20 protein-coding genes and 1 pseudogene are annotated in these 22,099 nt (G+C 38.1%); 12 read left to right on the top strand and 9 right to left on the bottom strand.

Features of this window, described 5'->3' with window-relative positions; genetic code table 11:
* Window positions 1-46 precede the first annotated feature (46 nt).
* The 5 genes from ihfB (at window position 47) to H5126_RS18765 (ending at window position 2,993) form a co-directional block, all read left to right on the top strand.
* Window positions 47-334, top strand: coding sequence for an integration host factor subunit beta (gene ihfB, locus H5126_RS18785; RefSeq protein ID WP_002961178.1), 288 nt, complete (start codon window positions 47-49; stop codon window positions 332-334).
* Window positions 335-355: 21 nt separating this feature from the next.
* On the top strand, window positions 356-637 hold the full coding sequence (locus H5126_RS18780; protein ID WP_039489780.1) for a lipopolysaccharide assembly protein LapA domain-containing protein: 282 nt from the start codon (window positions 356-358) through the stop codon (window positions 635-637).
* A gap of 2 nt (window positions 638-639) precedes the next feature.
* Window positions 640-1,776, top strand: a complete 1,137-nt coding sequence (lapB, locus tag H5126_RS18775; protein WP_182720849.1) for a lipopolysaccharide assembly protein LapB — start codon at window positions 640-642, stop codon at window positions 1,774-1,776.
* Window positions 1,777-1,820: 44 nt separating this feature from the next.
* Complete coding sequence (gene pyrF / locus H5126_RS18770; protein WP_182720850.1) at window positions 1,821-2,525, top strand: orotidine-5'-phosphate decarboxylase; 705 nt, start codon at window positions 1,821-1,823, stop codon at window positions 2,523-2,525.
* A gap of 93 nt (window positions 2,526-2,618) precedes the next feature.
* Entirely contained in the window at window positions 2,619-2,993 is a 375-nt protein-coding gene (locus tag H5126_RS18765; protein ID WP_039489775.1) for a hypothetical protein, read from the top strand.
* A gap of 39 nt (window positions 2,994-3,032) precedes the next feature.
* Here H5126_RS18765 and H5126_RS18760 read toward each other — a convergent pair whose 3' ends face one another.
* Together H5126_RS18760 and H5126_RS18755 are read right to left on the bottom strand one after the other, a co-directional pair.
* Window positions 3,033-3,866 (bottom strand): S1 RNA-binding domain-containing protein, encoded by an 834-nt coding sequence (locus H5126_RS18760; RefSeq protein ID WP_182720851.1) that lies wholly within the window; start codon window positions 3,864-3,866, stop codon window positions 3,033-3,035.
* A gap of 2 nt (window positions 3,867-3,868) precedes the next feature.
* The gene (locus H5126_RS18755) at window positions 3,869-5,197 is read right to left on the bottom strand and encodes a DEAD/DEAH box helicase (protein ID WP_002961190.1); all 1,329 of its coding nucleotides are present in this window, start codon (window positions 5,195-5,197) and stop codon (window positions 3,869-3,871) included.
* 208 nt (window positions 5,198-5,405) lie between these two features.
* Between H5126_RS18755 and H5126_RS18750 the strand changes: the two genes are divergently transcribed.
* From H5126_RS18750 to H5126_RS18740, 3 genes are all read left to right on the top strand, one after another.
* Window positions 5,406-6,413, top strand: coding sequence for a rhodanese-related sulfurtransferase (locus tag H5126_RS18750; protein WP_182720852.1), 1,008 nt, complete (start codon window positions 5,406-5,408; stop codon window positions 6,411-6,413).
* A 148-nt stretch (window positions 6,414-6,561) separates the two neighbouring features.
* Window positions 6,562-8,457, top strand: coding sequence for a DUF294 nucleotidyltransferase-like domain-containing protein (locus tag H5126_RS18745; RefSeq protein WP_182720853.1), 1,896 nt, complete (start codon window positions 6,562-6,564; stop codon window positions 8,455-8,457).
* Window positions 8,458-8,460: 3 nt separating this feature from the next.
* Window positions 8,461-9,171 carry a 3'-5' exonuclease gene (locus H5126_RS18740; protein WP_182720854.1) on the top strand — a complete coding sequence of 237 codons (711 nt, stop codon included), beginning with the start codon at window positions 8,461-8,463 and terminating at the stop codon, window positions 9,169-9,171.
* Window positions 9,172-9,251: 80 nt separating this feature from the next.
* Here the strand turns inward: H5126_RS18740 and H5126_RS18735 are convergent, their stop codons facing one another.
* On the bottom strand, window positions 9,252-10,832 hold the full coding sequence (locus tag H5126_RS18735) for a BCCT family transporter (RefSeq protein WP_182693287.1): 1,581 nt from the start codon (window positions 10,830-10,832) through the stop codon (window positions 9,252-9,254).
* Between the two features lie 894 nt (window positions 10,833-11,726).
* On the opposite strand from H5126_RS18735, the gene egtB reads away from it, so the two are divergent.
* Window positions 11,727-12,998, top strand: a complete 1,272-nt coding sequence (egtB, locus tag H5126_RS18730; RefSeq protein ID WP_182720855.1) for an ergothioneine biosynthesis protein EgtB — start codon at window positions 11,727-11,729, stop codon at window positions 12,996-12,998.
* Entirely contained in the window at window positions 12,995-13,969 is a 975-nt protein-coding gene (gene egtD, locus H5126_RS18725; protein WP_182720856.1) for an L-histidine N(alpha)-methyltransferase, read from the top strand. Before egtB ends, egtD begins: the two co-directional genes overlap by 4 nt.
* A 283-nt stretch (window positions 13,970-14,252) precedes the next feature.
* On the opposite strand, the gene H5126_RS18720 is transcribed toward egtD, so the two are convergent.
* From H5126_RS18720 to pxpB, 6 genes and pseudogenes are all read right to left on the bottom strand, one after another.
* Window positions 14,253-15,128 carry a PhzF family phenazine biosynthesis protein gene (locus H5126_RS18720; protein ID WP_182720857.1) on the bottom strand — a complete coding sequence of 292 codons (876 nt, stop codon included), beginning with the start codon at window positions 15,126-15,128 and terminating at the stop codon, window positions 14,253-14,255.
* Window positions 15,112-16,785 (bottom strand): asparagine synthase B, encoded by a 1,674-nt coding sequence (asnB, locus tag H5126_RS18715; protein ID WP_182711293.1) that lies wholly within the window; start codon window positions 16,783-16,785, stop codon window positions 15,112-15,114. The genes H5126_RS18720 and asnB overlap by 17 nt, the downstream gene beginning before the upstream one ends.
* A gap of 153 nt (window positions 16,786-16,938) precedes the next feature.
* A complete protein-coding gene (pcp, locus tag H5126_RS18710) occupies window positions 16,939-17,607 on the bottom strand; it encodes a pyroglutamyl-peptidase I (RefSeq protein ID WP_182720858.1) in 669 nt (222 codons plus the stop codon).
* Window positions 17,600-17,880: pseudogene (locus H5126_RS18705) on the bottom strand (5-oxoproline transporter, DUF979 family subunit); the annotation flags it as partial. The pseudogene H5126_RS18705 and the gene pcp, both read right to left, overlap by 8 nt.
* 44 nt (window positions 17,881-17,924) lie before the next feature.
* Complete coding sequence (locus tag H5126_RS18700) at window positions 17,925-18,851, bottom strand: biotin-dependent carboxyltransferase family protein (RefSeq protein WP_182720859.1); 927 nt, start codon at window positions 18,849-18,851, stop codon at window positions 17,925-17,927.
* Entirely contained in the window at window positions 18,844-19,509 is a 666-nt protein-coding gene (gene pxpB / locus H5126_RS18695; RefSeq protein WP_182720860.1) for a 5-oxoprolinase subunit PxpB, read from the bottom strand. The genes H5126_RS18700 and pxpB overlap by 8 nt, the downstream gene beginning before the upstream one ends.
* 248 nt (window positions 19,510-19,757) lie before the next feature.
* Between pxpB and msrA the strand changes: the two genes are divergently transcribed.
* Both msrA and H5126_RS18685 read left to right on the top strand, forming a co-directional pair.
* Window positions 19,758-21,047 carry a peptide-methionine (S)-S-oxide reductase MsrA gene (gene msrA / locus H5126_RS18690; RefSeq protein WP_182720861.1) on the top strand — a complete coding sequence of 430 codons (1,290 nt, stop codon included), beginning with the start codon at window positions 19,758-19,760 and terminating at the stop codon, window positions 21,045-21,047.
* A 133-nt stretch (window positions 21,048-21,180) separates the two neighbouring features.
* Window positions 21,181-21,957 (top strand): amino acid ABC transporter substrate-binding protein, encoded by a 777-nt coding sequence (locus H5126_RS18685; protein ID WP_182695013.1) that lies wholly within the window; start codon window positions 21,181-21,183, stop codon window positions 21,955-21,957.
* Window positions 21,958-22,099 lie beyond the last annotated feature (142 nt).

Genomic DNA, 22,099 nt, shown 5'->3' with positions numbered 1-22,099 from the left:
GAAGGGCATTTTTTGCCCTTCCTATATCTCTTTTTAAGGAAACGCTATGACTAAGTCAGAATTGATAGAAATACTTGCGGAACAACACGCACACGTTCCAGTGAAAGATGTTGAGAATGCTGTAAAAGAAATTCTTGAACAAATGGCCGGCTCATTATCTACTTCAGATCGTATTGAGATCAGAGGTTTTGGTAGTTTCTCTTTGCATTTCCGCGCTCCTCGCACAGGTCGTAATCCTAAGACTGGCGATACAGTTGAGCTTGAAGGAAAGCATGTACCTCATTTTAAACCAGGCAAAGAATTACGCGACCGCGTGAATGAAAGCATTGCCTAGTTAACTTAGTGGAGTAGTTACTTGTTCAAGGTATTAAAAATTATTCTGGTTGCACTATGCCTTATCAGTGCATTTGTATTAGGGTCACAAAACCCACAGTTAGTACAAGTAAATTACATTATAGCCAGTAATACACTACCTTTAGCTGTAATAATAAGTATCTGCTTTTTATTAGGTGTTTTGATTGGTTGTTTTATTAGCTTTAAATTGTTTTCGCAATTAAAGTGGCAAAACTACCGCTTAAAAAAGCAATTAGCGCCTGAAAAAGATAAAAAAAAGCTTGCCGCGAATAAAGACACCTAACTATGATTGAGCTTTTGTTTTTACTATTACCTGTTGCCGCTGGTTACGGTTGGATTATGGGTAAAAACAGTGCTAAAAACCAAGCTCATCAACTTAGTCGTCAGATCACTTCTGAATATAGCAAAGGCTTAAAATTTCTACTCGATAGAGAAGAAGATCAAGGCTTAGAGCATTTAATCAACTTACTTGAAGTTTCAGCCGACTCTGTTGAACACTATTCTACACTTGCCACCATGTTTCGCCGTAGAGGTGAATTAGACCGCGCAATAAAAATTCACGAACTTCTATTAAAACACCCAAGCTTAAATGAACAACAAGCTGCAACTAGCCGTTTAGAACTAGCCGAAGATTATATAATGGCCGGACTACTAGATAGTGCGGAAGAGCACTTAGTTTGGTTAGTTAAAGCAGGGCATGTAGAAGCGCTGGACCCTATTATCACTTTATATTCGCAAACCCGTGAGTGGGAAAAAGGCATCAACATGTTTGAAGCCCATAGCGAACTATTTTCAAAAGAACAGCAATTTAAAGCAATTGCTAATTTTTATTGTGAGTCAGCTTTAAGTGACAATACACCCCAACTAATGAGAAAAGCGATTAGCTTAAATTATAAAGCCGTGCGTCCGCTTTACGAGTTAGGGTTAGTTGCTTACGCAAAAGAAGATTACGTTAAAGCTATTTATTACTGGCGTGAACTTGTCTCTCAATTTACCTTGTTTGCTCCGTTGTTTATTGATGAGCTGGCACACAGTTATAAACAATTGAATTTGACGCATCAATTTCACGAGTTAGTCAGTGACTTGTTAGAGAAGGGCGGAGTATTAATTAAAATAAAGCATTGCCAAGCATTACTTGAGCAAGGTCACACCAAGCAAGCCTTTGAATTTTTAACTGATAGCTTAAAACGTCAACCTACTATTCGTGGTTTTAGTTTTTTACTGCAATTAATGGGTGACCAAAATAAAAATACTAAAGAAGTACTTAACGAAATTGATAAGCTTGTAACCTCTTATATTGCTACAAAACCAGATTTCCAATGCCAGCATTGTGGTTTTACAAGCTACACCATATATTGGAACTGCCCTTCTTGTAAGCATTGGGAAACCATTGTTCCAAGTCGAGGCTTAGACGGATTTTAATAACCCCATAATTAATAACTTTACTGCCATTCACTAGGATAGTTATGTCTTTCGAACACTCAAAAAAAATTCTTATTGCATTAGATTACGATGATCAAGAAGTTGCTTTAAACTTTGTTAAACAACTTTCTCCTGATACTTGCCGTCTCAAGGTCGGCAAAGAAATGTTTACCTATTTTGGACCTGCATTTGTTAAAGAGTTAATTGATTTAGGTTTTGATGTTTTCTTAGATTTAAAATTTCATGATATTCCTAATACAGTAGCTAAAGCGGTTACTGCAGCTGCTAAAATGGGGGTGTGGATGGTAAACGTTCATGCTTCTGGTGGCTTTGAAATGATGAGTAAAGCTAAATCGGCTCTAGAGCAATTTGGTGACAAAGCGCCATTACTTATCGCTGTGACTGTATTAACAAGTATGGATGAAACAGAACTTAAGCGTTTAGGTGTTGATAAATCAGCTCAAGAGCAAGTTATCTATTTAGCTAAGCTTGCAAAGGAAGCTGGGCTTGATGGTGTTGTGTGTTCTGCACAAGAAGCAAAAGCTTTAAAAACAGAGTTAGGTGTTAGCTTTAAGCTTGTTACGCCTGGTATACGCCCTGAAGGGAGTGATGCGGGTGATCAAAAGCGTATAATGACTCCTAAGCAAGCTATAGATTCAGGAAGTGACTATTTAGTGATAGGCAGACCGATTACTCAAGCAGATAATCCTGTAAAAGTGCTTAGTGATGTTAATAACTCTATAGCTTAATTTAACAATAAGCAGTCATATAGTGCTAAAACCCCTTACCTTATGTGAGTTTTATGTTACATTAATAAAATCAAAATGTAGTAGGGGTTTGTTTTGAAGTTATTTTTTGGTTCTATAATAATTGTTATTGCGGGTTTTTCAGTAAATAAGTACGTTTTTTCTAATAAAGCATACGATGGTGTAACAACCGTTACAGATATAATTCCAACGTACCCAGTCGATATGTTTGATTTTAAAAAAACAATGCAAGATTATGCTCATCATCTGTGTTACAAAAATGAAGATACACTCATATCTCAGCATGTAAGCGTTAGTGAATGTATATCAAAGCTTGATGATAAAAAAACAGAATGTGAAAAAAAGGTTTTTCGTTTGGCGCCGCTCAATCTTGAGTCGGAAGTTGAAGTGCTTGATTATTCAAGGCAATATACGCAATGTACATTGCCTTATAAATATATTTTAGGTTAATTACAAACAGGTATTATTAGTAATTACAGCCAATTATAATTAGGATCTTAAGCGAATGGATTTCGCTTCAATATCTATTAACTCTTGTTTAAATAAGCCACCAATTGCTTTTTTATAATTAGCCTTACTTGTAGAAAACATCTTTTTTATTGCTTCAGGATCAGACTTATCACCAAGTGGAATAACACCGCCTTCGTTTTTAAGCTTTTGCATAATAGTTTCACCAAGGTCACTTACTTTTCCCATACCTGGCTTTTCTAGTACAACATCAATTTTTCCGTCGTCACGTACTTTTTGAATATAGCCTTTAAGCTTTTGACCCACAAATAAGCTTTTAAATACCATATTGTAAAAAACAACACCGAAGTGCGACTCTTCAATTAATACTTTGTAGCCAATATCTGTTTTGCCAGCAACAATTAAATCCACTTCTTGTAAGTGAGTATATTGCGGCGCATCTTTTGATAGGAAACGATTAAAGTTGTTTGAGGCACAAATACGTTGGCTTGCATTATCAAGATACAGGCGTACTAAATAAGAATGGCCTTCTTGCATGCGTGGCTTTTGTTCATTAAAAGGTGCAAGCACATCTTTCTCAAGCCCCCAATCTAAAAATGCCCCAATACTATTTATTTCTTTAACGCGTAGTAGGGCATACTCGCCAACTTGAGCATGTGGTTTCTTTATTGTTGCTGTGGCTAAATTAGCATTGTCTAAAAAGATAAATACACTAATACTATCGCCCGCTTCAAGCTCATGTTTTATTTCTTGTTTTGGTAAAAATACTTCACCTAAATCATGGCCGTCTAAGTAAGCACCTTCGTTACTCACTTCTTTTACAAATAATGTTTGTGTGGTTCCTAGGTAACTCATAATTATTCCTGCTCAGGCTTTTTTTTACGGCGCATTGGTGTATCGCCATCAATGTTCATCGGTGCTTTAATTGGTGCTGTAGGCTTTTTAGGTTTAGCTTTGCGTTTAAATGCAGGCTTTTTAACAGCGGCGGCTTTTTCTTTAGATTTGTCCCACGCTGCCTCAGGTTTTTTCTCTTTTAAACCTTTAAACTTAGCTTTTAGGCTCTCTACGCTCGCAAATTTTAATTCGTCATTTAAAAATGCTTTAATAGCTAAATAACTTGCCCAATCTTTTGGGCCAACTAATGAAATTGCATTTCCTTTAAAGCCAGCACGTCCTGTACGACCTATGCGGTGTACATACTCTTCAGCGTGTTTTGGTAAATCAAAGTTAATAACGTGCGTTACGCTTAATAAATCTAAACCACGAGATGCAACGTCGGTGGTGATCAATATTTTAAAGTTTTCGCGACTAAACGAATCCATGATATCTAAACGTTTGTTTTGCGTTAAATCACCAGCAAGCGCTACAGATTTGAAGCCTTTAGCATTAAGGGCTTCACTCAAACGGCTCGTGTCAGAACGCGTTGCTGTGAAGATAATACATTGACCAACATCATCTTGGTTTAAAAAATGCTCTAATAACGCTTCTTTATGATCAAGGTGATCGGCAAGGTATAACGTTTGTTTAATATCACTATGTTGCTCATTTGCTGCACTTAGCGTAATTTGCTTTGGTTTTTTTAATAGGTTACGTGATAGTGCATCTACTTGTGCATGGTCAAGTGTTGCAGAAAACAATAACGTTTGGCGTAGACGGTGATTAGCTTGCTCGTTAATCATTTTTAACTGCTCGGTAAAGCCTAAATCTAAAATACGATCGGCTTCATCAAAAATAAGCAGTTCTAGTCCGCTCAATTGTAATGAACGTTTTGTAATGTGATCAGCTAAACGCCCTGGTGTAGCAACTACGAATTGTGGGTCGTTTCTAAGAGCTTTTATTTGGTCATTAAAGTTTTCGCCACCAAGTATTTTTACGGCCTTAATGGCTGTACCAGCAATTAATAAACGCAGCTGAGTAAATACTTGCGTAGCAAGCTCACGCGTAGGAGCAACAATAAGTACACGAGGATCGCGTTTACTGAGTGCTTTTTGTTTCATAACCCTTTGTACAGCAGGTAATAAAAACGCCAAGGTTTTGCCCGACCCAGTTTTAGACTGAGCGAAAATGTCATGCCCTGCAAGTGCGGTAGGCACTGCATGCGCTTGAATATCGGTGGGCTGGGTGATCCCTTGATGTGCTAGTTGTGTTTCAAGGCGTGTATCAATCCCAAGATCAGTAAACTGCAATGTGTGTTTCTCCAAAATGAGCAAATTAACTCTATAAATTTATCAGCGCATTATAGCTTACACAGCTAGGTCGCTAACAGTAAAAACCAATCTATAGCGCTATTTTTTGCAATTAAACTAAAAAAGCGTAAAATACGCGCCCCATATGCGCCGGATTTACGATTCGGTAGACGCCAATATTGGCTAACAAGGCAAAATAGGAAATATAATGACTGTTGTTCATAAAGATAATGTAACGGGCGATCACTTTGTAGTGTGTGCGCTGTATAAGTTTGTAGGTTTACCTGAATTTGAAGCTATCCGTAAGCCATTACTAGAAGTGATGGAAGCAAATGAAGTACGCGGTACTTTATTGCTCGCTGCCGAAGGTATAAACGGCACTGTTTCTGCAAAACGAGAAGGGATAGACAACTTATTAGCATGGCTAGATGAGCAACCAAATTTAAAAAACATCGTTACAAAAGAATCTTACGACGATGAATGTCCGTTTTACCGCACTAAAGTAAAACTAAAAAAAGAAATTGTAACGATGGGCGTTGAAGGCGTAGATCCGCTTAAAGTTGTGGGTAGCTATGTAAAGCCAAATGAGTGGAACGCACTTATATCTGACCCTGAAGTAATTTTAATTGATACACGTAATGATTACGAAATTGAAATTGGTACATTTCAAAATGCGGTCGATCCAAATACCAAAACGTTCCGCGAATTTCCACAGTGGGCAAAAGAAAACTTAGACCCTGAGAAACACAAAAAAGTGGCGATGTTTTGTACCGGCGGTATCCGCTGCGAAAAATCGACAGCCTACATGAAAGAGCAAGGTTTTGATGAAGTTTATCACCTTGAAGGCGGTATCTTAAAATACCTAGAAGAAGTGCCAAAAGAAGAAACCATGTGGGAAGGCGAGTGTTTTGTATTTGATAATCGCGTTGCGGTTGATCACGACTTACAAAAAGGCTCTTATGATCAATGCCACGCGTGTCGTATGCCAATTACAGAAGACGAAAAGTTAAACCCTGAATACATGGAGGGCGTCTCTTGTCATCATTGTATTGAAGAAGTAACGGACGAACAACGCGCACGTTTTGCAGAGCGCCAAAAGCAAATAGAATTAGCGCAAGCGCGTGGTGAGGGCCATATTGGTAATGAAGCACAAGCTGTTTTACAGCAACGTAAAGAAGCTAAAAAAGCCCAAAAAGACGCTCAGCGCGCTAAATAAATTTATACAATAAGTATTACATTTAAAGAGTCTATTTAGGCTCTTTTTTTGTGCCTAAATTTGTACAGTAATTGTTTTCACACCCCGATGATAGTGTTAATCTGCAAAACAGATTTAGTCATTTTAATGCGCATACAGGAAGGGATTTATGCAAGCCGAACAAGTTGAAATCGCACAATTTTTAGCACAACATCCTCCTTTTGATGACTTACCTCAAAAAGCGCTTAATGAGCTAGCTCAACAAGTAGAAGTGGCTTATTTTAGAGCAAAAACAGATATCTTGAGTTTTGGACAAGACATTTCTGATTTGTATGTAATTAGAAGTGGCTCTGTAGAAATGTACCGCCGAAATGGCGAGCTGTATAATCGTTTGGCTACCGCAGGTATATTTGGTCAAATGGGTTTATTGATGAACCGTAAGGTACGTTTTCCTGCAACTGCTCTTGAAGATACGTTAGTATATTGCATAAATGTCGAGCTATTTAATCGTTACTGTGATGAGTTTGATGCGTTTGCTGATTACTTCGAAACAGACGGTAACGTGCGTTTGCATCAAGCTATTGTCGAACAAGCCGATGGCAATGACCTGACAACCGCGAAGGTAAAATCATTAATTCACAGAGATGTAGTCACCGTAGATGCAACCTCTACGATACAAGATATCGCTAAATTAATGACCGAAGAGGCGGTATCGTCAGTGTTGGTAACCGATGTAAATAAACCCATAAATGATGACCCAGAAGAAGATGATGGACAAGTAGTTGGTATAATAACCGATAGGGATTTACGCACTAAAGTAGTGGCTAGAGGGCTTGCCTTTAACACGCAAGCAAAAGACATTATGTCCACTAACTTAGTACTATTAGATGCTAATGACTATATTTTCGAAGCTGTATTGGCCATGCTTAGAGATAACTTACATCATTTGCCAGTAGTACAAAAAAGACGCCCAATAGGAGTTATCTCCCTCTCTGATATTTTGCGTTATGAATCCCAAAGCAGCTTATTACTTGTACGTGGCATACTGGCTCAACAAACAATAGAGGATTTGGCGCATTATGCACGCCAATTGCCCAATGTGTTTGTTCGTATGGTGAATGAAGATGCAAACTCACACATGGTTGGTACAGCCATGGCTGTTATAGGGCGTACATTTAAACAAAGACTACTTGTATTAGCAGAAGAAAAGTTTGGGCCACCTCCTGTGCCTTACTGTTTTATTGCTCTGGGCTCAATGGCTCGAGACGAGCAACTTATTGTAACCGATCAAGACAACGCGCTTATTTTAGATGACAGTTATGACGATGAAAAACATAACGCGTATTTTCAAAATATTGCCGATTTTGTGTGTGATGGTTTAGCGCAGTGTGGTTACACCTACTGTGATGGAGAAATTATGGCGTCGTTTAAAAAATGGCGTAAAACTCGCTCACAGTGGTTCGATCAATTTGCAGATTGGATCGCGCAGCCAAAACCACAAGCATTGCTTAATAGTTCTATATTTTTTGACTTAGACGGTGTGTGGGGTAAAACCAAGTGGGCCGACGAGCTTAAAATATTTATAGCAAAACAAAGTAAAGTAAATCGCGTATTTTTAGCTAATATGGCAGCAAATGCTAGAAATAGAACACCTCCACTAGGTTTCTTCAAAGGCTTTGTTATGGAGCATAATGGCCAACATAAGCGTTCAATGAACTTAAAGCGAAGAGGGACTGCACCTCTTTCTGATGTTATTCGCGTGCACGCATTGGCTATTGGTTCGCGTAAACAAAATTCGTTTGAGCGACTAGAAGACATTATTGAAGCGAAACTTTTACCACAGGGTAAAGCGCAAGATTTACGTGATGCACTTGAGTATATTGCCATGATGCGAATTCGCCATCAAGCGTGGCAAATAGAGAAGGGCGAAGAGCCCGATAACGACTTAGATCCACATTTACTTTCTCCGTTCGAGCAACGAAACTTAAAAGAGGCATTCGCCATTTTAGAAAAAGCACAAAGCTATTTAAAATTTAGCTACACAGCAAACTCTGGTGTGAAGTAGCCTATGAATCCGCGTAATCATAAAGCAATTGATTGGCAAGCTAGGTATAACGAGCTTGCCAATAGCACCAAAAATAAACTCCTAAAACACTTTTATGCGGGTGCTTATAATCAAAACAAAGCTGCAATAAAAGACGTGCCTTTTGTAGCAATGGATTTTGAAACAACAGGCTTAAATAGTCAAAACGACGATATAGTGAGTGTTGGTTTGGTGCCGTTCAATTTAGAGCGCATTTATTGTAAGCACAGTCGGCATTGGGTTGTGCAGCCTAGGCGAAACCTTCATGAAGAGTCTATTTTAATACATGGAATAACGCATTCTGAGGTGGACGACGCCCCCGACTTTAATCAAATTATAGAGCCTTTACTTGAAGCGCTCAGTGGTAAAGTTGTCGTGGTGCATTATGCCGCAATAGAACGTCACTTTTTAAATAATGCGTTATTGTTAAGGCTTAAAGAAGGTCTTGAGTTTGCACTTGTTGATACAATGGAAATAGAAAAAAGAGCACTAAAAGCAAGGCAGGGTTTATTAGGGCGATTGTTTAACACAAAATTAGGTTCTCTTAGGCTAACAGATTGCCGTGCGCGTTATTCCCTACCAGCATATCAAAATCACAATGCGTTAACGGATGCACTTGCTACAGCAGAACTTTTACAAGCGCAACTGAGTTATCATTATCGTGTAGATACTCCAATCTCAGAGCTGTGGTTCTAGCTTTTAATGACCAAACAAAAAAACGCCGCAAAAATTGCGGCGTTTTCGTTACTAATTAAAAGTGTTACTTACTAAAAGTATTATTTAACTGGGCGAGGCTCAGTTCGTAAACCTAAAACTAAACTTAAACACATAAATAATAATACAATAGTAAATGGCAAGCCTGTAGAGACAGCGCCTGCTTGTAGTGCTTCAATTGCTTGTGTGCCACCAATCCAAAGTAAAGCAGCTGCAATTGCGCCCTCAACCGATGCCCAAAATATACGTTGTGGTACCGGTGCATCAATTTTACCGCCAGCTGTAATTGAATCAATTACTAATGAACCAGAGTCAGATGACGTAATGAAAAATACCAACACTAATAAAATTGCAATAAACGATAAAATATTAGATAAAGGTAATTCATCAAGCATTTGGAACATAGCTAAAGGTACATCAGTTAAACCATTAGTGCCTAACGCACCAACACCATTAACTACTTGATCAATCGCAATACCACCGTAAATAGACATCCATAAAACAGTAACTAGAGTAGGAATAAGTAAAACCGCAATTAAGAATTCACGAATTGTACGACCACGTGATACACGCGCGATAAACATACCTACAAACGGTGACCAGGAAATCCACCAAGCCCAGTAAAACACAGTCCAACCATGCATCCATGTTTCGTCTTCACGACCGTGAGGATTACTCAATGGAATAATATTTTCTACATAGCCCATCACGGTAGTTGGTACATTACCCATTGCTACGGCAAAGCCTACTAAACATACAAACAATAATAATGAAAACGCAATTAGCATATTTACATTACTTAGTAGCTTCACACCACCGTCAATACCACGAACCACAGAGACAATGGCTAAAAGTGTTACACCCGCAATAACTAAAATTTGAGAGCCAATGCCACCTTCTGTACCAAATACATGGTTAATACCTGCAGAAGCTTGCTGCGCACCTAAACCTAAAGATGTTGCAAGGCCAAATAACGTAGCAAGTACAGCTAAGATATCAATGATATGACCAGGCCAACCCCAAGCTCTATCACCTAATATAGGGTAAAAAATAGAACGAATTGAAAGCGGTAAACCTTTGTTATAGGTAAAAAACGCAAGAGATAAACCAACAACAGCGTAAATAGCCCAAGGGTGAAGACCCCAATGAAACATAGTTGCGCCCATTGCTAATTTTGCAGCTTCTGGTGTATTAGCGGCTACATTAAGCGGTGTTTCGTACCAACCAGTAAAGTAAGCAACTGGTTCAGCAACGCCCCAAAACATAAGGCCGATACCCATACCGGCAGCAAATAACATAGCAAGCCATGAAACGCGAGAGTGAGAAGGTTTAGCGCCATCACCACCAAGGCGAATATTACCGTAAGGAGAAACAATAAGTGCTAAACAAAAGAGTACAAAGAAGTTAGCAGCCCACATAAATAGGGCATCAAAATTATTAATAATATCGGTCTTGATACTATCAAGCGCTGTTTTTGCAGTTTGTGGGTCGGTAACAAGTATGGCGATTAAAAAGATGACAATCAGGCCCGCACTAGTTCCAAAAACAGGGTTGTGAATATCAAACCCCCACTTTTGTACGTTGTCCTGACCTACGGTGTAATCCGTGTTGTCAATACTATATTTGTCATGATTTTCCTTCATGCAATACCTCTTTAGTTGTCCTAACAAGCCAAAATAAATTCGGCGTCATATCGAATTACATTAGTCTTTAAATATTAAGTAAAAAGTAATACCGTAATTATTTGAAGACTAACTAATTTGAAGCGTGATCATACAGCTAGTAGTGTATGAGTTAAATATTAAATGTAAATGAATTTGTATTTAAAACGCTGTTTATATGGCCAAATTCATGATTTTTTCATTTAAAAGCCCTAAATTTAAAAATTCAGTGAACGTTAAAATTTAGTTTGCTATTAAAAGTATTAATTTACTTGGTTAAGTAAAAAAAGATCATTTTTAAGTAGCTTAATTAATGCTTAAATATTAGGGCTTGTTAGTCTTTTAGGATTGAAATTTATTAAATCTAGGCGCAATTTAATCGCTCCTAGATTTATAGCTTAGCGGTTCGGTAACAGCTTATGCGTTATTTTTCATGCTTGCATGCACGTAAGAATAATCAAAAACCGGCTAGCGAAGAGCAAATTTCTCTTCAAGGCTATTATAAATTTATAAGCCGATAAGCACCTTTAATCAAGTTGTAATATGAATATGATTTAACACAACATTAGGGCATGTTGAATTTTGGCGATTGAATTTACAGTAGTATGTTTGGTTTTTAGGCAAGGCAGAGCCTATGTAGTGTGGTCATTCCCCATAAATAGGCGATAACGCAGCATAAATACCAAACATACACTGCCCTTTGGGTTCTTTCTAGGGACGATTAACTCTTTGTTACTCGGTTTTTACTTAGCCCACTAGGTTACAAACCTCGTGCCGCGATTTAATCGCCCCTAGATTGAACAAATTTCAATCCAAAAAGCTCAGCATGCCCTAAGCTATATTTTATAAATAGATAGGCAAAGGATTAATACTATTATGCGTGAAAGCGTTACAAACGATACCAATCAAAACGAACTTGTTAAACGCTTTTGCAGCGTTAGAGACGAAAGCCTAGCTATTATTGAACCACTCACTGTAGAAGATTGCCAATTACAAGCTATGGCTGATGCCAGTCCTACTAAATGGCATTTAGCGCATACCACGTGGTTTTTTGAAACGTTTTTACTTAGTGTTCATTGTAAACAGTACGCAGTGTTTAATCCTCACTACAAAATGCTTTTTAATTCTTACTACAATGGGATTGGAGATCAATTTAAACGGGCAAACAGAGGAAGCTTATCTAGGCCAGGTTTAGACGAAGTGCTAGCTTACAGAGAACATGTAGATAGCCGCGTGATTGAATTACTTAAGACTGACGTTAACCCGCACATTAAAGATATTATTGAACTTGGGTTACACCACGAGCAACAGCATCAAGAACTAATGCTTATGGACATCAAATATAACTTTTCAGTAAATCCATTATTTCCTCAATATAAAACATCGCTTTTAAATAGCCAAAAAAAATCAGCTGATATTAAACCCCTTAATTTTATCAATTTTGAACAAGCCATTATTAATATTGGCACAAATGCCGACGATGAATTTGCATATGATAACGAGTGCCCCAAACACCAAGTACTAATTCATCCATTCAGTTTTGCTAATAGATTGGTCACTAATGGTGAATATTTAGACTTTATAAATGCCGGTGGATATAGCAATCCACAATATTGGTTAAGCGACGGTTGGGCGCATATTCAAAACACTCGTTTAACGCATCCATTATATTGGCATTACATAAATAACGAATGGTTTGAGTTTACACACTATGGATTGCAGCCTTTAAATTTAAGTGCTCCCATCAGCCATGTTAGTTATTTTGAGGCCAGCGCCTACGCTAATTTTGTAAAGGCTCGCTTGCCTACAGAGTTCGAGTGGGAATATGCAGCTAAAAATACACCTTCAACAGACACTAATAATAACTATCTAACACCACAACAAACAAAAGATGATACTGAAATAAACCAGTTAACGGATTCATGTTGGCAATGGACAAACAGTGCATATTTGCCATACCCCGGTTTTAAGCCTATTGAAGGAGTAGCAGGGGAATACAATGGTAAATTTATGAATAACCAAATGGTGTTACGGGGTGGGTGTGTGTTTACCCCTCAAAACCATTTACGACAAACATACCGAAATTTTTATTACCCACATCAAGCGTGGATGTGCAGCGGGATAAGACTAGCTAAGGATATAGTATGAGCCAAGTAACAGCGATTAAACAAAGTAACATAACCGACACTGAATTTTTAAACGACGTGATAAGCGGATTAACTCAACAACAAAAAATGCTTCCGTGTAAGTATTTTTACGATGATAAAGGTGCTGCATTATTCGAGCAAATAACATCCTTACAAGAGTATTATGTTACACGTACGGAGTTGTCTATTTTAGAGCAATACTCGCAGTCGATTGCTCAAATGCTACCTGAAAATCTCTCTATTATTGAGCCTGGGTGTGGTTCGGGTAAAAAGGTCGCGTATTTATTAGCGCACATGGCAAAGGTAAAAACCTTCGTACCGTTTGAAATTTCTGAGGAGATGCTCAGTTATTCACTTGCACATTTGTCACCATTATTCCCAGATTTGGCCATTTCGCCATTACTAGGAGACTTTACACATAGCCAAATGGTTAAACAGCTAACCAAAGACACCGCTTTAGATAGTCAAACCAATTTGGTGTATTTTCCAGGCTCTACTCTTGGTAATTTTGCCCCAGTTAAAGCTATAGAAATTATGAATAATTTCCATCGTTTATGTGGTATAAACGGTTATGTATTAATTGGGGTTGATTTAGTAAAAGAGCGCCAAGTACTACTCGATGCATATAACGATAAAGCGGGAATCACCGCCGCATTTAATAAAAATTTACTACAACGTATTAATAACGAGCTAAACGGCACATTTAATTTAGATAACTTTAGCCACGAGTCACGCTTTAACGAGCAACATAGCCGTATTGAAATGCATTTAGTAAGTAACTGTAATCAAAGCGTGGTTATAAATGATCAGCAAATAGACTTTATTGAAGGCGAAAGTATCCATACAGAAAACTCTCATAAGTACACGCTCGAATCGTTTAAGCAGCTTGCAGCGCAAGCTAATTTAAAGTTAGAGCAAACATGGCAAGACGATAGTAACTATTTTGCATTGTGCTTATTACGACCGCTATAAACGTTTACTTAATATGTTTAGGGGGTGTTGATCTTTGATAGTTGAATTTGCAGCAATATGTTTGGTTTTTAGGCAAGGTAGAGCCTATGAAGTGTGGTTATTCCACATAAATAGGCGATAACGCAGCATAAATGCCAAACATGTGCTGCCCTTCGGGTTCTGCCTAGGGGCGATAAACTCTTTGTTGCTCGATTTTTACTTAGCCCACTAGGTTACAAACCTCGCGCCGCGATTTAATCGCCCCTAGATTGAACAAATTTCAATTCGCAAAGATCAACACGCCCTAGTAAATGACAACTTTAGCATTGTTAAACTCATAGTTTAGCAATGCGCCATTATTTGATTGCTGTATAAGCTTAGCTTTATTTAAACCGTATAGTCTAAATAGCAGGGGGGCAATAACAGATACCGCAGAGCCCGTTGCACTGTCCTCATTTACTCCAAACTGGGGTGCAAAATATCTAAAATGCGCTATGGCATTTTTCTTGTCTTTATTTTTTATACTAAGCGCTATAACTGCATTTTTGTGGAGTTTACTCAAAGCTTTAAAATCAACGTGTAAGCTTTTTAAATCGTCTTTTTCAACGTCTTTACTAAATTCTTTATTAAATTCTTCATTAAATAATACAACCGTATAACCGTTTTTATCACCGGTACTGTAGGCTGCTTTTATTGCGGATGAAAACACACTTTTTAACTCACCTTTAGCTAATTCGCTTTTTTTAGGCTCTATACTTTTTAGTAACAACTGTGCGCGTTGTTTTTTTACTCTTATAGTAAAGCGCTCATTACTCATTGATGTAAATACTTCAGGGCAATAACCAAAATACTTTATTAAAAAATTAGCGGCCGCTAAAGTACCATGCCCACAGCGTTTAATTTCACTTGTTTGGTTGAACCAGCGAATATTACAATGGCGTTTAGTTATCTCATTTTGATTTAAAAATACGGTAGCAGGGTGGTTTGATTGTGATGCAATATATTGCATTGTTTTTGATGTTAACCCAATTTTATAAATAACAATTAAAGCACCTGAGCCTTTTAAGTTATTTGCAGGGCTATAAAAAACAGATTCGGTGGAAGTGAGTTTTATACAGCGAAGCGTAAGCCATTTGGGCTTACGCTTCGTTAAACAAAGAGTGTTATCCTTTGCTTGCATACGCGTCGTTATGAACGCCCGCAGCACGACCTGATGGATCTGCATTGTTTTGGAACGATGCGTCCCATGCAAGTGCTTCAGGAGTCGAACACGCTACCGATTTACCATGTGGTACACATTTAGCTGATGCATCACCCGGAAAGTGCGATTCAAAAATAGTACGGTAGTAGTAAGCTTCTTTTGAATCTGGCGTATTAATAGGGTATTTAAATTTAGCATTTGCAAGCTCTTGATCGCTCACTTGCTCATTTACAAACTCTTTTAACGTATCAATCCAACTGTAACCAACACCGTCTGAAAATTGCTCTTTTTGGCGCCATAAAACTTCATCAGGCAAGTAGCCATCAAAACCTTCACGTAAAATGTGTTTTTCAATTTTGCCATCTTTACACATTTTGGCTTCAGGGTTGATACGCATAGCAACATCAACAAATTCTTTATCAAGGAACGGTACACGTGCTTCAACGCCCCATGCTGCCATTGATTTATTAGCACGTAAACAGTCAAACATATGCAGTTTTGATACTTTACGGTTTAGCTCTTCATGAAACTCTTGTGCGTTAGGGGCTTTATGGAAGTATAAGTAACCACCAAATAGCTCATCAGCACCTTCGCCAGATAACACCATTTTAATGCCCATCGCTTTAATTTGGCGAGCCATTAAGTACATAGGTGTAGAGGCACGAATCGTTGTTACATCATACGTTTCAATGTGGTAAATCACTTCACGCAGAGCATCAATACCTTCTTGAATGGTAAAAATGATAGGGTGGTGAATAGTACCAATCATGTCAGCTACTTTTTGAGCAGCGGCTAAATCAGGTGAACCCTCCAGGCCTACTGAAAAAGAATGCAACTTAGGCCACCATGCATCGCTTTCATCGTTATCTTCAATACGTTTGGCAGCAAAACGCTGGGTAATAGCAGAGATAACCGATGAGTCTAAACCACCAGAAAGTAATACACCGTATGGTACATCACACATTAGCTGGCGTTTAACGGCCGCTTCTAATGCATCTTTAACGTCTTGCGCTTGTGCGCTGTTATCTTTAACTGCATCAAATGTTTCCCAATCACGCTTGTAATAAGGCGTGATTTTGCCATCTTTGCTGTACAGGTAATGCCCTGGTGGAAATTCTTCAATATGCTTACAAATTGGAGAGAGTGCTTTTAGCTCTGAAGCAACGTAAAAGTTACCGTGCTCGTCGTGACCAGTGTAAAGCGGGATAATACCAATATGGTCACGGCCAATTAAGTAAGCGTCATTTTCTTCATCATATAAACAAAATGCAAAAATGCCATTTAGATCATCTAAAAAGTCAGATCCTTTTTGTTTATAAAGCGCTAAAATAACTTCACAGTCTGATTGAGTTTGAAAAGTAAAATCAACATCTAGCTCTGCTGCAAGTTCTTTATGATTATAAATCTCGCCATTAACCGCTAAAATATTTGTTTTTTCAGGATTGTATAAAGGCTGTGCACCGCTTGATACACCAACAATAGCTAAACGCTCATGTACTAAAATAGCTTTTTCAGATGCATATACACCAGACCAATCTGGGCCACGGTGTCTAAGCAGCTTTGACATTTCAATTGCTTGGGTACGCAATTGAGCGGGATCAGATTTAATATCTAATACCCCAAAAATTGAACACATAGTAACTCCTCATTCCTATTATGTGTGCAGCAAAGCCAATTTGCTGTGCTGCGAAACCTTGTTTTATCAGAAAAAATTACTCAAGTCACATAGCTTTTACAATTAATTAAGAATAATTTATGCACCAAGTTATATGTAACCGCACCAAAGTGGTCAATGCGTGGTGCCCGCTGCTATTTTTACGTCGTTATTATTGTTCAAAGCTTGTGCAATCATCACTTTTAGCGCGTTAATAACAGTGTCTTCACACATGCTTGGTGCGCCATTGTGGTGCACAGCTTGGCTTGGTAAATAAGGAATATGCACAAAGCCACCTTTCATTACAGCGCAGTGATCATTTATGTAATGCATAAGACCATACATAACGTGATTACACACATACGTACCTGCCGTATTGGAAATGGCAGCAGGTATATTGCTGTTGTGCAGTGCTTGTAACATACGCTTTATTGGCAAGTTAGTGAAATAGGCATCAGGGCCATTTTTTTCTATTGGTGAATCGACAGGTTGCTTACCTGCATTGTCTTTAATGCGTGCATCGTCAACGTTTATTGCAATACGCTCAATTGATATTTCGCTGCGCCCACCAGCTTGACCTATACATAAAACAACCGCCGGATTGTGCGACTCAATGGCGTTTATAAGCTGACTAATAGACGTATTAAACTCATAGGCAAGTTCTAGTGTACATATTTTATGTTTCATGATGATAGTTTCATCAAGTTTTTGCACTGCTTGCCAAGAAGGATTGATAGTTTCGCCACCAAAAGGCGCAAAGCCGGTAATTAATACACACGCCATAGAAGAAGTTGATTTAGTCATTACACACCAAGCTATACATTAAAATAATATTAACGGCGAGTAAGGTAACTGCCGTCTGAATTTGAACCTTTATTACATGGTACTTATCTTTTAAGTCTAAAAGAGCTGTAGGAATAATATTTAATTTGCTGTCATAGGCGTCATTAACGTACCGCAATTGCCGCTATACATGCAGAGCGCAACTAATGGAGCAGGGCTTGCGCAATGACCTTCAATTAAAAATATACCTACACAATACAAAACAACCAGTATTAAACGATTATCAGGGCCAATAATTTAAGTCGAACATAGTTTTCCTATTTATTTTTAGAATATTTTTATAGGTTATTTTTAAGTGCAAGGCTCAATTGATGTAGGTGTCCGTCAAGTTTCTGCTTCGCCTTCGCTGCTTCTTCAAACGTTACATATTTAAACTCAACAGTATCTAAAGGTCTAAACTGTGCAAATTGACGTAAGTCGGCTTCAATAACAGTCCCTAGCAGAGGGTAGCCCCCTGTAGTTTGGCCATCATTTAGTAACACAATTGGCTCTCCACTTGGTGGGAGTTGAATACTCCCAGGGCTCACCCCTAATGATGGCAAAGAGTGCGAATGCCCCAAATTATTTTTATGCTCAAGCCTTACACCCATTCGGTTACTATTATTGCTGACTTTAAAAGCGGTAGACACAAAGTTGCTTAGTAAAGGCTCGCCTAATAAGTCGGCATGAGGGCTTGGATGCAGGCGTATAAGTTTGCGCTGGGCGGGAGCAATTGCGCCTACCTTTATAAACTCTCCATAATAAGGAGTAATAGGTATTTCATCACCAGTGGTGAGAGATCTACCTTCAAAACCACCAAAACATGCGTTTAAATCTGTAGATTTAGAACCCATAACTTCAGCATTTTGTATACCGCCTTTCACTGCTAAATAAGCTCTTAAGCCTGCTCTACCAGTAGCAAAACTTAGGACTTGTTTGTTTTTTACTGCGTATGTCCAACCAGGATAAATTGCATGTCCATCAAGGGTTGCTTGCAAATCTGCACCATGAAGCGCAATTACTGTGTCGCAGGTAAATTCCAGTTCGCACAAACCCACAGTTATTTCTAAAACGGCATCATTGTCGTTATTGTTAAGTAATCTATTAGCAATGATTTGTGCAATAGGGTCTAAGCTACCCGCTTTGCTTACACCTAAATGGCGGTAGCCCTCACGGCCAAAATCTTGAATTGTAAGTAATACACCACTTTTAAGTACTTTAATCATGATTTGCTCCTTTATTAACGTGCGGAACAAATTCAAGCGTATCGCCTGGTTGAATTAAACAAGGTTGCTCAGAGGCCGAATCAAACAAAGCAGTATCTGTATGACCTATTATATGCCAACCACCTGGGGTATCTGCGGGGTAAATGCCGGTTTGTGCAGCACCTATAGCAACAGAGCCTTTAGGAACTTTAATGCGTGGCTCATCACGTCTTGGTGTATGTAATTGCTCATTTAAGCCATGTAGGTAAGCAAAACCGGGCTGAAAGCCTAAAAATAAAACGTGGTACTTGGTTTTACTATGAATATTAATAACTTCATCGGCACTTAAATTATGATAGCGAGCCACGTAATTAATGTCCTCACCCTTGTATGTGGTTTTGATTAAGTGATGCTGCCCCTTAAAAGTACTCGTTTTAATATCATTCCACAGCGAAGGTAGCACTCGTAACCACTTATTTAAGTGTTTATCTGATTTTAAATAAAGAGTGAGCGAGTTCATGGCGGGCACCAAATCGCTAAATTCATCAGTGCTTTTACAGTGGCTAGCTAGAGCCCAAATTTTCTTTTGAATAGATAGTATATCTGTAGCGTCTAAATGCGATGCATCAAACAGTAAACTACTGTTTGTTAATGCATAAATATGATGAGCTGGCTTCATTAAATAAACCTATTTGTACAACATAATTTAAACGTAACACAGTTTTATTAATTTATTTACACCATTGCGACTAAGTGGTTATGTTTATTGCCCAACTTACTTTAAGAGTAGTTTTATATTCAATTAATCGTATTTAACTTATTGAAGACCAAAACTTAATACGCTTCGTACTAAATAAGTAATTAGGTTGAAATGAAAATTAGGATAAGGAGGTCTTAGTTAGCACGCACTTGTTTAAGAGGTACTTTATGAAACACCAGCATTTATTATATTTATCAGGCGCTGCTATTATATTTAGCGCAGGCAGCTTTGCTTTATCTATGGAAAAGGTTGAGCACAGTAATGTAGAAGCCACCATGCATGTAGAAACCATTGTACTTGGATCGGGTTGTTTTTGGGGAGCCGAAAAACGCTACGAAGCGCTTAATGGCGTTATTGATGCTGAATCGGGGTACGCTGACGGCAATGGCTTTAAAGCTACCTACAGAAACATTACTGATCAGTCTCGTCGTTTTGACGAGAACAATTATGCTGAAGTTGTACAAGTTATGTATAACAGCAATATAATTTCAGCAGAAGATCTCTTAAAAAACTATTTTGAAAGTCACGACCCTACACAAAAAAATCGCCAAGGTAACGACATTGGTACTCAATACCGCTCAATTGTATTAACGACCACTGATGCGCAAGCTAAAGTAGCTGAGCAAGTTAAATCGCAATATCAGCAGCTTTTAACTGATGCGAGCTATGGCAAAATTGAAACAGTTATTAAACCGCTTCAAGGTTTTGTATCGGCAGAAGAGTATCATCAAAATTATTTAGAAAAGAACCCTAATGGCTATTGTCCCGATCACTCTACCGGTGTTGTTTTTAATAAAACACCTGTAGAAAAAGTAGATAACACGGCTTTATTATCAGGAAAACAAATCGTAGTCTTAGATTCACGCGAGTACTGCCCATACTGTGAAAAGTTTAAAAAAACAGTCGCAAATGATTACAAAGGGACAATACCAATGTCGTTTCGCCATGCTGACCAACTTGATGATTTAACTATTAAGTCAGCCACGTGGGCAACACCGACCATTTTGTTTTTAGAAAATGGTATTGAGGTATATGGCCGTCAAGGTTACGCAACGCCTGAAGAGTTTTATAAAGCATTAGGCGCTTTTAAATTAGGCAACAGTGATGCTTATAAAGTTGCATTTGATGCACGAACAGATAGACCTTACTGTAAAGAGTACAAAGAGTTTAAAAATACACCAGACGGCACTTTTGTTGATAAATTAAGTGGCGAGCCACTATTTGATACAAGCGATAGGTTTAACTCAGGTACTGGTTGGTTGTCCTTTACTCATCCTGTAAAAAACAACGTAACACAGCACGACGATAGCAGCTGGGGCATGACACGCATTGAGCTTCGCTCTAAAAGTACAGGCATACACTTAGGGCATTTATTTCCAGGTGAAGGTCCAAGAGGTCGCGATCGTTACTGTATTAATGCAACAGTCCTTGATTTTGTACCGAGAGATAAAAGCTAAACCCTTTCTTTACGTAGCCTGATTCTAATCAGGCTTTTTTTTGCATAAAACAAAATAGGCTTATCATAATCTTTGCAAATTTGTTAAAATTAAAGCGTGCAGCTAATTGTCAATAATATTACTTAGGTTATTAATGAATCAATTTATAAAAATAGCAACGCAGTTAATATATTTGCCATTCGCTTTACTGCTTTTAATAAACAACGCTAAATCAGCGACTCATTACGTAGTAGGCGTAGAGAATATAGAATACCTTCCATACTACGATGGTAGTGGGGCTGATAACCGCGACTATTATGGTTTTAGTCAAAAGTTACTTACCTTGTTTGCCCAGCAGCATGACTTTAAGTTTGAGTTTTACACACTACCTATTAATCGACTTTACAAAGAATTTGTGGAACATCGCCATGTCGACTTTAAGTATCCAGATAACCCTAGCTGGAAACCAAGCTACAAAGCTTCATTTATTGATGTAAATAAAATTATTTATTCGCAGCCAACCGTTGTGACTAAAACGGGCATTGCGAGTTTAAATAAAAATATCACTATTGATGAATGCATTAGTTTTGCAACGGTAAGAGGGTTTACGCCTCAAAGCTTTAAACCGTTAATGAATAATGAAAACGTTGAGTTAATAGAAACAGCTAACGTAATTGAATTAATAGAGTTGCTTTTAAAAGAGCGAGTGGAGTGTATTTACATATCTAACGATGTATTAAATTATAACCTCCAAAAATACTTTAAATTAACCCGACCTGTTTATTTTCAAAACGAATTGCCGACAGATTTACAAGCCTTTTTATTATCGTCGATTGACTACCCTGACATAATCAAGAAATTTAATACCTTCTTGATTTCACATAAAGTGCAAATAAGTAAATTAAAAAAAGAATATCAAATTAAAAATTAACTAAAAAAGCCCCGTAAGTTATAACTTACGGGGCTTTTAAAAGTATTAAACTTATATTGCATATCATGTGGTTTGCGCCAAAAATAAAAACAGTTCAAGCCCAGTCACCACCTAACTTGAACTGCTTTTTCACACTGACAAC

Origin of the sequence: Pseudoalteromonas sp. SG45-3, from assembly GCF_014164075.1 — a bacterium.
Taxonomy (GTDB): domain Bacteria; phylum Pseudomonadota; class Gammaproteobacteria; order Enterobacterales; family Alteromonadaceae; genus Pseudoalteromonas; species Pseudoalteromonas distincta.
The sequence above is the reverse complement of the archived record's forward strand: the minus strand, read 5'-3'. Positions and strand labels throughout refer to the sequence as shown.

Coding starts and splice junctions, on each gene's coding strand:
- ihfB (WP_002961178.1), top strand. CDS start 47: ATGACTAAGTCAGAATTGATAGAAATACTTGCGGAACAACACGCACAC.
- lapB (WP_182720849.1), top strand. CDS start 640: ATGATTGAGCTTTTGTTTTTACTATTACCTGTTGCCGCTGGTTACGGT.
- pyrF (WP_182720850.1), top strand. CDS start 1,821: ATGTCTTTCGAACACTCAAAAAAAATTCTTATTGCATTAGATTACGAT.
- H5126_RS18760 (WP_182720851.1), bottom strand. CDS start 3,866: ATGAGTTACCTAGGAACCACACAAACATTATTTGTAAAAGAAGTGAGT.
- H5126_RS18750 (WP_182720852.1), top strand. CDS start 5,406: ATGACTGTTGTTCATAAAGATAATGTAACGGGCGATCACTTTGTAGTG.
- H5126_RS18745 (WP_182720853.1), top strand. CDS start 6,562: ATGCAAGCCGAACAAGTTGAAATCGCACAATTTTTAGCACAACATCCT.
- H5126_RS18740 (WP_182720854.1), top strand. CDS start 8,461: ATGAATCCGCGTAATCATAAAGCAATTGATTGGCAAGCTAGGTATAAC.
- H5126_RS18735 (WP_182693287.1), bottom strand. CDS start 10,832: ATGAAGGAAAATCATGACAAATATAGTATTGACAACACGGATTACACC.
- egtB (WP_182720855.1), top strand. CDS start 11,727: ATGCGTGAAAGCGTTACAAACGATACCAATCAAAACGAACTTGTTAAA.
- egtD (WP_182720856.1), top strand. CDS start 12,995: ATGAGCCAAGTAACAGCGATTAAACAAAGTAACATAACCGACACTGAA.
- H5126_RS18720 (WP_182720857.1), bottom strand. CDS start 15,128: ATGCAAGCAAAGGATAACACTCTTTGTTTAACGAAGCGTAAGCCCAAA.
- asnB (WP_182711293.1), bottom strand. CDS start 16,785: ATGTGTTCAATTTTTGGGGTATTAGATATTAAATCTGATCCCGCTCAA.
- pcp (WP_182720858.1), bottom strand. CDS start 17,607: ATGACTAAATCAACTTCTTCTATGGCGTGTGTATTAATTACCGGCTTT.
- H5126_RS18700 (WP_182720859.1), bottom strand. CDS start 18,851: ATGATTAAAGTACTTAAAAGTGGTGTATTACTTACAATTCAAGATTTT.
- pxpB (WP_182720860.1), bottom strand. CDS start 19,509: ATGAAGCCAGCTCATCATATTTATGCATTAACAAACAGTAGTTTACTG.
- msrA (WP_182720861.1), top strand. CDS start 19,758: ATGAAACACCAGCATTTATTATATTTATCAGGCGCTGCTATTATATTT.
- H5126_RS18685 (WP_182695013.1), top strand. CDS start 21,181: ATGAATCAATTTATAAAAATAGCAACGCAGTTAATATATTTGCCATTC.